An 11,251-nucleotide genomic window follows, 5' to 3' on the forward strand; every position below is an offset into this window, starting at 1 on the left:
CCCTCTGTCAGATCCACCCAGTTCAGCGCAACGAGCCGCACCACCTCGGCGAAACTCACCGTGACAATAACGAAATAGGCACCCCGTACCTTGAAGGAGATTTTTCCGATCAGCCAACCGAAAAAACCGGCCCCGGCGATTCCAGCAATGAAACCCACCCAGGCGGGACTCGGCTCAACCCGGAGATAATAGTCAGTCCCCCAAAGGGGGATGGTCAGGTCGAATCCCAATGAGAGCAGGGCGCTGATATAGGCTCCGATTCCGAAAAACGCGACGTGGCCGAGACTGAGCTGCCCGGTGTAGCCGAGAAGAAGATTCAGGCTCATCGAAGCAATCGTAAAAATTCCTGCGCTGATAAGAATGTGAAGATAGTAAAGGTTGGTCATCCAGAGCGGCAGAGAGAACAGGAAAACGACCCATGCGAAAGTGAACCAGCGGTTCATCCGATGCGCTCCGAGCGGGCGAAGAGGCCGGTCGGCTTATAGATGAGAACCACGATAATGAGAATAAATCCCATGGCATCCCGGTAGCCCGAAGAAATGTAGCCCGCGCCGAATTCTTCCACCAACGCCAGGATGAACCCTCCCAGAGCGGCTCCGATGAAGTTGCCCAACCCGCCGAGTATTACGATTGCAAAGGCCTTGAGCGCCGCCATATCGCCCATTGTTGGAGAAACGACGAACACGGGTCCCAGAAGCGCTCCCGCCGCCGCCGCGAGACCGGAGCCCAGCGCGAAGGTGGCGGTATGTATGACATCGATATTCACGCCCATGAGTGCCGCCGTGTCTCGATCCTGAAAGGTCGCGCGCATCGCCTTTCCCAGCTTGGTTCGGTAGATCAAGAAGTGCGCACCCGCGATGAGAAGAACAGCCACGGCGAAGACAAAAACGCGAAGCCAGGAGACGGAGACCATGCCCAGAACGATGGGATCCGTCGAAAAAGGATGGTCAATTGATTTCGCGATGCCGCTCCAGGTTAGCTGCTCAGCGTTTTGCATCGCAATCCACGCCCCAATCATCACAAGCATGGTAGTGTCGATATTCGCCCCGCGGAGTGGCCGCAGGAGAACAAACTCGATACCAGCCCCGAGAACAACACCCAACACTACCGCGACAATCAACGCAAAAAAGAAATTTCCGCTGACCATCATGGCGAACAGGAACGTCATGTAGGCGCCGAATGAGTACAATTCGCCGTGGGTAAAATTCACCACGTTCATGATGCCGAAAATAAGAGTCAGACCAATACCCAGAAGAGCGTATGTACCCCCAAGGACAATACCGTTCAGAATGTGCTGAAGAAATTGATCCAAAGCCCCGCTCTCCCGGCCTCAGCGGCAGACCACCCAGACACTAACCGCTATAGCGCCACCCTTGCTTGGGCAGCACCGCCCCCCGGCGCTCTGCGCCAGGGGGCGGACATCATCTTCCGAAAAACTTCATAAAATCCGGCCAAGCTACGGAAGCGCAACCTTCCCATTCTTGATCGTCACAACGTAAACGTTGGGTACATTTTGCGCGCTTTCGCGTCCCTTGGGCCCTTGTTTGATGAACGAAATGTTACCGTTGACACCCTTCACTTTCACCCCCCAAAGTGCCTTCTGAATGGCCTTCGGCGAAGCCTTGCCGGCCGCTTTAATGCCCGCGGCAATCGTCATGATGCCGTCATAGCCCCGGAACCCTTCGGTCAGGCCGGCGAAGTTGTGTCCACGTTTTTTCCATTCCGCGACGAAACTCTTGGCCACTTCCGGATTCGGCGCCGAGCCCGGGAACCAGGGAGCGAAGAACAGTAAGTGATAGCTTCCATCCGCGGCAGCCCCGGCGTGCTCGATAAGCTGGTCCGGCGAGGAGGAGCCGCCTGTCGTAATCACCCGATGGGTGACACGCTGCTCTTTCGCCTGCTTCAGAACGAGGGTGATCTGCTCAACACCTGTCGTCAGGAAGAGCGTATCGCCACCCGAGGCCTTGATCTTCGCCAATTGCGCACTCAGATCCTGGGCCTTGGCATCCATCGTCTCGATGACGCCGACCTTAATTCCCTTACTCTTGAGCATCGTCGCAAATTCCTTGGAGGCACCGCGGCCCCAGTCGTTGTTGACAACAAGGAAATCCGCTTTCTTGATATTAAACTGCCCGACCTTAGTGCCGAACGACTTCGCTTCCATGGCCGAGGTCGGGCTGATCCGGAAGATCCAAGGATTGCCCGAAACGGTTATCTTCCCCGATGAAGAAGTCTCCACCACCATCGGCACTCCGTATTCCATGAGCTTCGGCATGACAGCCAAAGTGTAGGTGGAACTCCATGCGCCCATCAGGACGGGCACTTTGTCGCGCACGATTAGTTTCTCAGCCGTTGCGACCGCTTCCTTCGGATTGCTCTTGTTGTCCTCGATGATGAGCTTCACCTTTTTCCCGAGAACACCGCCCTTGGCGTTCAAAACCGACTCGGCGATCTTTGCCCCCTGGACCACATAGTTGCCTGAAGCCGCCACCGCTCCCGTTAGCGGCTGTGTGACGCCGATCTTGATCACACCTGCCGCGCCCGCTAGCCCGTGTGTAAATACTAGTGCACCAACCGCGAGACTCAAAAACGCTCTTCTTGTCCATCGCTTCATGTCAATTTCCCTCTAATGGTTAAGGATACGTCGATGAAAATTTCTCCGATGCTCAACGACACAACGGCATCAGCCCGAAATGGGCACGAGAACCAGCAATCTAAAAGTAACGAGAACATGTTGCAACCGAATGAACGACCGGCTTCGATGCCATTAAAAACGCCGCTGAAAATTACCGGATAATTTCCCATACTGCAGCGTATCTATCCAACCGTGCATGGCGAATTGATAATTATAGCCTGAATGCGGGCCTTTCGTCGCCTTGCTCCCAAGAGCCCGTCTCCCTGCGCTTGTGCAGGGCAAATTCGGAACTCGCCAGGGACACGTACGTAGAATCGCAGCTTGGCTTGGATTACCCATTTTGGGCTAGAATAAGCCCATTCAAGGAATCAAATGGGAAATGTCCAGTTAATTGACCCGGTAAGGTGACCTTTGGATTTCTCTCTCACTGAGACTCAGCGCGCGCTCCAGAAGCTTGTCCACGAATTCGCAGAGAAGGAGATCCGCCCCGTTGCCCGGGATCGAGAGCGGATCCCGGATCCCCAGGAGCGCTTCCCCTGGGATATTCTCGAAAAGGGCAGCCGGCTCGGATTGCGAACGCTGTCGCTTCCCGAGGAGAGGGGCGGGGCGGGAGCCAGCATTCTGGACCTTTGCATTGTCGGTGAGGAGATCGCCTGGGGGGATCTCGGAATAGCCGTCACTTTCGATCAGACCTGGAAGATTATCCACTTTCTCGACCGCAACTGGAACGAGGAGCAGCGGAGCCGCTACCTCCCCGCATTTCTGGAGGATCACCGTTTCCACCTCGCGGTGGGAATGACCGAGCCCAACGTGGGGTCAGAGAATTTCACCCCCCACGAGCGGCCCGAGCTCGGGGTACGCACACGGGCTGTCCGCGATGGAAGCCACTGGATCGTTAACGGGATGAAACACTTCATCAGCAACGGCGGGATCGCCAAGCTCTATACGCTGGTGACGCGGACGGATCCCGCGGTGGGTGTCTCCAAGGGAATCACTTACTTCATGGTTTCACCCGGGCAAGAGGGATTTTCCATCGGGCGCGTTCACGACAAGATGGGCCAGCGCCTTTCTCAGAATGCCGAGCTCATCTTCGAGAACTGCCGGATACCCGACTCCGATCGAGTGGCAAATGTGGGAGGCGGCGTGCAGGCGCGCTCGGGTTCATTCTCGCGCGGCTCAGTGATCGAATCCGCGGCAACCGCACTGGGGCCTGCCCGGGCGGCTTATGAGGATGCCGTTGACCACGCGCGCAATCGGGTCCAGGGCGGAAGGCCCATTATCGAACATCAGGGGGTGGGTTTCATGCTCGCTGACTGCTTCATTGACTATCAGGCCGCCCGTCAGATCCTGCACTACGCCGCATGGAGGGCCATGAGGGATGAGGGCTACGATCCGAAGCTGGGTTACATGGCGAAGGTCTTCGCGTCGGAGGCCTGCTTCCGCATCGCCAAGCGGGCCATGGAGGTGTGGGGTGGGATGGGCTACATGACCGAGGCTCCGATGGAGAAGTACTTGCGGGATGTGACAAGCTTCCTCCACTCGGCCGGGACGAACGAGGCCCAGCGCGTCCGCTCAATGCCGTATCTGTAGCTTGGGAATGTCTTTGTTTTATAGCCATTTGTGCCTTCAGGAACGCAAATTTAATTTTCAAATTACCGGTGCGCTCCGCATCAAAAAGTTCCTGATATGAGCGAAAAACAGGAAAAGAATCGGCATAGCGAGCGAGGTTAAGAAGAATCGTCATTCGGAGCCAGGCCATTGGTAATTCGTCATGGACACTTTTCGGTCATGCCATCCCAACATCAAAATCGCTGGACCAGGACACCAGTTCTAATCTCCGCACAATTACCAATTCGCTACGCATGGACTAAAATCACGGACAAGCAACCACTCGGCCGTTAAATTTCAGCGATTCAATTTGTTACCTGTAGGAGAATCCGATTGGACGAAACGACTGATCCCTTCGAGTATTTTTTTCGTCTTCCCTGGTCCGACGGACTTCCAGTGGTCACCCCGACGGTTGAACGTATCGCCTGGATGCTGTCCGGAACAGGCCGAACTCCGGAGGAATCATTGGGGCCTGTTCCGCCCGCTGGCCACGATGCCACGGTCGAGCAGGTGGCGACCCACGCCGTTATGGCGGGCGCGCGACCCGAGTACCTGCCCGCCATCCTGGGGGCGCTGGAGGCGACCCTCTCCCCGCAATTCAATCTGAACGGCCTACAAGCCACCATGGGGCCAGGAGGGCCGATGGTGATGTTCAACGGACCCTATGCCAAGAAAATCGGGGTCCATGGCGGTTCCGGCTGCATGGGCCCGGGCTTCCGCCCGAACGCCACCATCGGGCGGACCTTGCGTCTCATCATGCTGAATCTCGGCGGCGCCATACCGGGCATCTCCGACATGAGTTGTTTTGGCCACCCGGACAAATTCAGTTTCTGCCTTCGCGAAAATGAAGAACTGAGTCCCTGGCCGGCGCTTTCCACGGAGATGGGCTTCGCCCCCGGGGATGATGTGGTCACAGTCTTCGCTGCCGAGGGACCGCACCAGGCGTTCGACGACTCCAGCTCAAAACCCAGCGGGTTGCTCGCCACCATCGCCTCAGTCATGAGCACGATGGGTTCTTCGAACGCCTATATGCGGCAGAACATGGTGATCGCCATGAGTCCCGATCACGCCGAGGTCATGCGGCGGGCAGGCTACTCCCGCTCCGACGTAAAGCGACACCTCTTTGAACTGGCCCGCCTGCCGGTGAGCCAGATGAAGAAGGGCGGACGATTCCATCATCCAGACCGTGTGGAATGGCCCGACTGGGTGGACCGAAGCGATGATGCTTGCCTCGTCCCCATGATCCATGATCCGGAGGACATCCTTATACTTGTTGCTGGCGGTCGGCCCGGGCCGCACTCGATGATCGTCCCCGGATGGAATAAGTCGAGCCGCTTCGTATCGATGCCCTACAGCACCGGGTAAGTATTGAGAAAAGGCGAATTGCCTGTGCATGGCGAATTCCTGATTAAGCAGTAATTTGGTGTCTGATTGGAAATTCGCCGCCCACAGGTACCGCAACGTAGAGCGAATAAATGCGTGTGAATCAGGCCGGCATATGTTTTGGCCTGCTAATGTCGATTCGTTTCACATGTCCCCTCGGCACGCCCATTCGTCCCGCAATGAAGCGGAGCAATAATTCCAGCCCTTGGTCCACGGGCCGAACCGTTTCCCTGTCTGTCATCAAGCTCATTTCCGGCCTGAATCTCCGGATCAGGAAAGACGGCGTATCGTCCCCTCGCTCGAACGTAATCTCCATCCTCATCCTTTCAAAGGGGTCACGCCTGTTGTCGCGCTTCCCGTATTCGCCGAGAAGGACACCCATCTCCAAATCGAGCTTGCCCTTTTCCTTGGCGTATCGAATTTTAATTCGCGCCCTTGGCATCAATAGTCCCAAATGGCCCAAACCGGTAAAGCTGGACAAATCCTTATCGAGAATTCCAACCAAATTTAGGCCGGTAGTATTTTCCTCGCCATAGCTCGTCATGGACTTGTCAAAAAAAGAAAGGAATTCCCCGAGGATAAAAACGCGATTTCCAAGCATCGTTTCCAGTTTGGCTCGGGCCTCATGAAAATCCGTTTTTTCCATTTTGTTGGACGGGTGCATTTTCTTCCTTTTCCAATACGACGACTGTTGTGGTTCAAGACCTCAATATAACTTTCTGCCGTCGAAGAATCCTGTGCACGGCGAATTGACAATTCTAGCTTGAATTCAGGTCTTTCGTCGCCTTGCTCCTAAGAACCCTTCTCCCTAATCTCCCTGCCATGAAACATATTTTCCTGCTTTCCGCCTGAATCCCCAAATACAATCCTTCATCCGCGAGCGAGCCACACTGCCGAACAATCCGAAAGAGATACCACGGCAATTGGAGCGGAGACCATTGCGCCAGAGCGTCTCACTTGGCCAAGGGAAGATGCGCGATAGCCAATAAGCGGGGCGTGTACGGGGCGAATCGGCGGTGACGGGAAAAGATTCAGGACAGGCAAAACGATAACTTATTCTTGGCGGTGGGTGCAGTCTGCCGCGAACTGCTCTCTCTAAATTCCCTGTGCATGGCGAATCAATAATTTTCACTGAACTTTTGGGTATTTAAGAATTCAGTCCGCAAAAACTCCGTCCATGTCTTGCTCGAAACTCAAAAGATTCTCATATAGGGAACTTTTTATTCGTCAATATATTTGGACAGGGCAGAATAGAATTTTCGCGAAGCACAGGTATCTTTTGCAGATTTTATGGACTTCTCGGCGAGAAACACCCCGAGAAAGGACAAAAAGATTGGAATTTGCTAAGTGGAAAGCATTGCCGCACAATTCCAGATTAAAAAAAGGAAATCAGGAGTGAAGGCCATCCAGATGGAAGTGATTGGCGGCCCCGAGGTGATGCGGCTCGTGGACATTCCCGTTCCCGAGCCAGGACCGGGAGAAGTGCGCGTGAAGGTGAATGCCGTGGGCCTGAACTACTCCGACATCCTGATTCGCGAGGGCCGCTACATGAGTGATATGCCTCTGCCCTTCGTTCTCGGACGCGAATTCTGCGGGACCATCAACAAGGTCGGTCCGGATGTCGAAAACTGGAAAATCGGCCAGCGCGTCTTTGGAAGGAACACGAAAGGGGGCGCGCTGGCCGAATACGTGGTGACACGCCCCATATTGGACGTTCTTCCTGATGATCTGACTTTCATCCAGGGCTCCGCCATTCGGGTGCAGGGAAGGACTGCGATGCTGCTCATCGATCACGTGGCCAAGGTTCAGAAGGGCGAAACCGTGCTTGTCCATGCGGCGGCCGGAGGAATCGGCCTGCTCGCCGTCCAGATCGCAAAAGCGAGGGGCGCCCGCGTGATTGGCACGGCTTCGACCGACGAGAAATGCCGGGCCATCGCTGAACAGGGCGCAACACCCGTCAATTATTCGAAAGGTGATTGGGTGAAAGAAGTTCTCGAACATACAGACGGAAAAGGCGCCGATGTCATTCTTGAATCCGTAGGAGGTGACGTTCTCATGCGGTCCTACAAGGAGGCGCTGGCCATCTTCGGACGCCTCGTTGTGTTCGGCGTGGCAAGCAATGAAACCGCCCAGCTTACCAATCATGATATTCTCGTCTCCAACAAAGCCCTCCTTGGCTACTGGGTCACGCCCTATTTCGAAAATCACCGGCACCTTGTCGCCGGAGCGATTCAAAACCTCATCCAATTAGTTCGACAGGGAAAGGTTAGCCTGATTATCGGAAAAATTTTTCCGCTCGAGAAGTCAGCGGAAGCTTTCAACTACATGCAGAACAGAAAAAACATCGGGAAAATTGTCATCACGAACGAAAGCTCCGGCGATTCTTCTTTTTGAATACAGTTTTAAAATTGTCTTTCTTTTCGACGCCAAACGAAGACTGAAGAAAAACAGAGCAAAAAGGAGATTGCCTTCATGGTCAATTTTAAACTCTCGGAGGAACAACTCGCCCTGCAACAGTTGGCGCGGGATTTCGCTGAAAAAGAGGCAAAGCCACTCGCAGAAACGCTCGACAAAAACCATGAGCCCGAAGACTGCATCAGCTTGGACCTTCTCAGGAGATGCTCCGAACTGGGCTTCCGGACCCTCGCCATTCCCGAGAGATACGGCGGTGGCGGGGTGGAAGATTTGCTCACCATGGTCATCGTATGCGAAGAGCTCGCTGTCGCCGACGTCACCCTTCCGACCATTCCCGCCAACGGCCGAAAGATATATGCCATCCTGAATAATCCCGAAGTGGCTAAAGAAGAAGTCCGGGATAAGTGGCTGAAATCTTTTTGCGAGGACCCCACTTTTATGGTGGCCATGGCGCTTACCGAACCGGACGCCGGAGGCGACAACGCCCTCCCGTTTAACGCCCCCGGCTCAGGCTTCCGCACCTCCGCCGTTCGTGACGGGAACCATTATGTACTCAATGGGTCGAAACAATTCATCGCCCAAGGAGGTTCCGCAAAACTTTATTTCGTCTTCACCCGTAGCGACCCCACAAAAGGCATCTTGGAGGGTTGTTCCACCTTCCTCATCCCTTTGGGCCATCCGGGCATGTCTTTCGGCCGGGTGCACGACAAAATGGGCTCCCGTCTTCTCCGGAACCAGGAAATTTTCTTTGACGACTGCCGCGTCCCGGAGGAGTGGAGACTCGGCGAGGAGGGTTTAGGTCTCATCGCCTTCCGGGGCAGCCTGGGAACCGACGGGGTTCTGGGCGGGGCCCGCGCCATTGGCGTTGCGCGGAGAGCCATCGAGGAAATTACTGAGTTCTGCAAGAACCGCGTTCAAGGAGGAAAGCCCGTCATCCAGCACCAGGTGATCGCTTCCGAACTTGCCGATATGTACACCACCCTCCAGGCAATGCGGTCTCTGGTGTGGAATGTGGCTTGGTCCGTGGACAATCTTCCGCGGGATCCCAAGCGGGTGCCGACTGTCATGACATTTTGCACAAAGAACGGGTTCGATATTGCCCACCGGGCCGCCGAACTGGCCGGCGGAATGGGAGTCATGCGGGACGCACCCTTCGAAAAACTCCTGCGGGACGCCTTCTCGCTCAAGCATCTCGATGGCGGCAACTACATCAAGCGTCTCAAGATTGGGGCGGCGTTGTAGGCGACGCGCGTTGATATTTTTAAACATGAACGCGCACATCTCCGAATATTACGCGCTATTGCGAGGCTCCTGCTTGTGCATGGTGTCCTGGTTCATCGAATCTTTTGGCCTTTCATTCCGTCGAAAATCCTCACTGCCAAGCCAAAAGCCCGTCAGCTTGCTTTTGCGCGCAAGTATAGCGGCACGGCCCCCCATGTCAGCACCAACAGGACCACGCCTACGATTTTAATCCAAACGATCATGGGAAGCAGGAAGCATACGGCGGCGGTCAAAAACAGGCCACGTTTCACATGGGTGACTTTCACCGGGAAAAAGTCGGTGCCTTGAATCGTGACGGCCAGGGCGGCATAGCCGAAGGCGTAACTGACCGTTGCCGCCGAGATTTCCATCCAAGTTCCCTGCAACAACAGCTCGGGCACGTAAACGAAGCTATAGGGAATCAGGATCAGGGTGGTTCCATACTTCAACGCGGCGAATCCCGTTCGCATGGGGTCGGCCTTGGCAATGGCCGCTCCCGCGAACGCCGACACGCAGACCGGCGGTGTGATGTTAGAAAGACACGCCGCATAGAACACCACCAGATGGGCCGGAACTTCTGGCACGCCAAGCTGTACCAGCGCCGGGGCCGCTACCACGGCCAGGATGATATAGGATCCGGTGGTGCTGCTGCCCATGCCGATGATCACCGAAATCACCGTGACCAGCGATACAGTCAGCAAAAGGTTGCCGCCCGCGAATTCGACCAATACGGCGGAGAACTTAAGCCCCAGGCCCGACAAGATGATCCCGCCGATGATCACGCCCAGGCTGCCGATGGCCGCACCTGCGGACGTATTGTTGTGCGCACCCGCGACCAGCCCCTGGAAGACATCGCGGGGACCCATCGCCGTTTCCCTGCGCAGCCACGACAGCACCAGGGCGGAAATCGTGCCCCAAAATGCGCCCAGGTCCGGCGAATATCCCTTGAACAAAAGGGTCACCACCACCACCAGCGGAACGAAGAAATGCCACCCCCGGCGGAGAACGTCACGGACCCGGGGAATTTCATCAGCCGGCAGTCCCTTGATCCCGGTCCGCACGGCCTCCAGATCGACCATCAGCAGCACAAAGGCGAAGAACAGTACGGCAGGAATCACGTTCATCGCCGCGATGCTGAGATAATCGGTCTGGGTCAGCGTCGCCAGAATGAACACCCCTGCGCCCATGACCGGCGGCATAATCTGCCCGCCGGTGGATGCGATGGCTTCGATCGCGCCCGCGTGGTGGGGCTTGAAGCCGATCCGCTTCATCATGGGGATGGTGAACGCGCCCGATGCGACCACGTTTGCCACTGACGATCCAGATATGGAACCGAACAGAGCGGAGCTAATTGTGGCGATCTTGGCGGGTCCGCCCCGCCACCTACCGGTCAGCGCAGTGGCCAAATCCATGAAAAAAGTTCCCGCACCGCTGCGTTCCAGGAACGCGCCGAAAATCATGAACGGAAACACGAAGGTGGCAAAAGTCGCCGTGACCACGCCGAACATGGCTTCTTGCGTGGAAAAAGTGAATTCGATGATCCGGTCCACAGACATGCCCGAATGGCTGAGCTTGCCGGGCAGGTACGGCCCGAAATACAGCTGCAAAAGAAACAGCGTAGCAATGATCGGGATCGCGATGCCCAGGACCCGCCGGCTGGTTTCCAGCACCACCGCGATGGCGATGCCACCCATGATTAGGTCCCAAGTGTTGGGGTCGCTGACGCGAAACATGGCGTAGGGGACGTACTGGTCCATCCAATAGCCGATGGAAGCGACCGCCAAGACGATAAACGCCACGTCGATGATGCTGGGCCGATCGTTGGGCGCGCCTTGCCGGGCCGGATAGGCAAAGAACACCAGGACCGACGTAAACAAAAGATACAGCCCTCGGTTGGTTTCCGTCGAAACCAGGCCGAACCCCGACGTATACATATACCAAACGGAAAAA

9 protein-coding genes are annotated in these 11,251 nt (G+C 55.9%); 4 read left to right on the top strand and 5 right to left on the bottom strand.

The window, feature by feature from the left end:
• From O2807_05500 to O2807_05510, 3 genes are all read right to left on the bottom strand, one after another.
• Positions 1–443: branched-chain amino acid ABC transporter permease (locus tag O2807_05500; protein ID MDA0999958.1), on the bottom strand; the 443-nt coding region annotated here is incomplete at its 3' end.
• Positions 440–1,312 carry a branched-chain amino acid ABC transporter permease gene (locus O2807_05505; GenBank protein ID MDA0999959.1) on the bottom strand — a complete coding sequence of 291 codons (873 nt, stop codon included), beginning with the start codon at positions 1,310–1,312 and terminating at the stop codon, positions 440–442. The genes O2807_05505 and O2807_05500, both read right to left, overlap by 4 nt.
• 144 nt (positions 1,313–1,456) lie before the next feature.
• Positions 1,457–2,614 carry an ABC transporter substrate-binding protein gene (locus tag O2807_05510; protein ID MDA0999960.1) on the bottom strand — a complete coding sequence of 386 codons (1,158 nt, stop codon included), beginning with the start codon at positions 2,612–2,614 and terminating at the stop codon, positions 1,457–1,459.
• Between the two features lie 432 nt (positions 2,615–3,046).
• Here O2807_05510 and O2807_05515 point away from each other — a divergent pair, with 432 nt between their 5' ends.
• Together O2807_05515 and O2807_05520 are read left to right on the top strand one after the other, a co-directional pair.
• Complete coding sequence (locus O2807_05515; GenBank protein MDA0999961.1) at positions 3,047–4,225, top strand: acyl-CoA dehydrogenase family protein; 1,179 nt, start codon at positions 3,047–3,049, stop codon at positions 4,223–4,225.
• A gap of 351 nt (positions 4,226–4,576) precedes the next feature.
• Positions 4,577–5,608, top strand: a complete 1,032-nt coding sequence (locus O2807_05520; GenBank protein ID MDA0999962.1) for a hypothetical protein — start codon at positions 4,577–4,579, stop codon at positions 5,606–5,608.
• Between the two features lie 121 nt (positions 5,609–5,729).
• Here O2807_05520 and O2807_05525 read toward each other — a convergent pair whose 3' ends face one another.
• Positions 5,730–6,290, bottom strand: coding sequence for a hypothetical protein (locus O2807_05525; protein ID MDA0999963.1), 561 nt, complete (start codon positions 6,288–6,290; stop codon positions 5,730–5,732).
• Positions 6,291–7,108: 818 nt separating this feature from the next.
• Between O2807_05525 and O2807_05530 the strand changes: the two genes are divergently transcribed.
• Both O2807_05530 and O2807_05535 read left to right on the top strand, forming a co-directional pair.
• Complete coding sequence (locus O2807_05530) at positions 7,109–8,020, top strand: NADPH:quinone oxidoreductase family protein (protein ID MDA0999964.1); 912 nt, start codon at positions 7,109–7,111, stop codon at positions 8,018–8,020.
• Positions 8,021–8,098: 78 nt separating this feature from the next.
• Positions 8,099–9,283: an acyl-CoA/acyl-ACP dehydrogenase gene (locus tag O2807_05535; protein ID MDA0999965.1), complete on the top strand. Its 1,185-nt coding sequence runs from the start codon at positions 8,099–8,101 to the stop codon at positions 9,281–9,283.
• Positions 9,284–9,435: 152 nt separating this feature from the next.
• On the opposite strand, the gene O2807_05540 is transcribed toward O2807_05535, so the two are convergent.
• Positions 9,436–11,251: TRAP transporter fused permease subunit (locus O2807_05540; GenBank protein MDA0999966.1), on the bottom strand; the 1,816-nt coding region annotated here is incomplete at its 5' end.

This window comes from bacterium (assembly GCA_027622355.1).
Taxonomy (GTDB): domain Bacteria; phylum UBA8248; class UBA8248; order UBA8248; family UBA8248; genus JAQBZT01.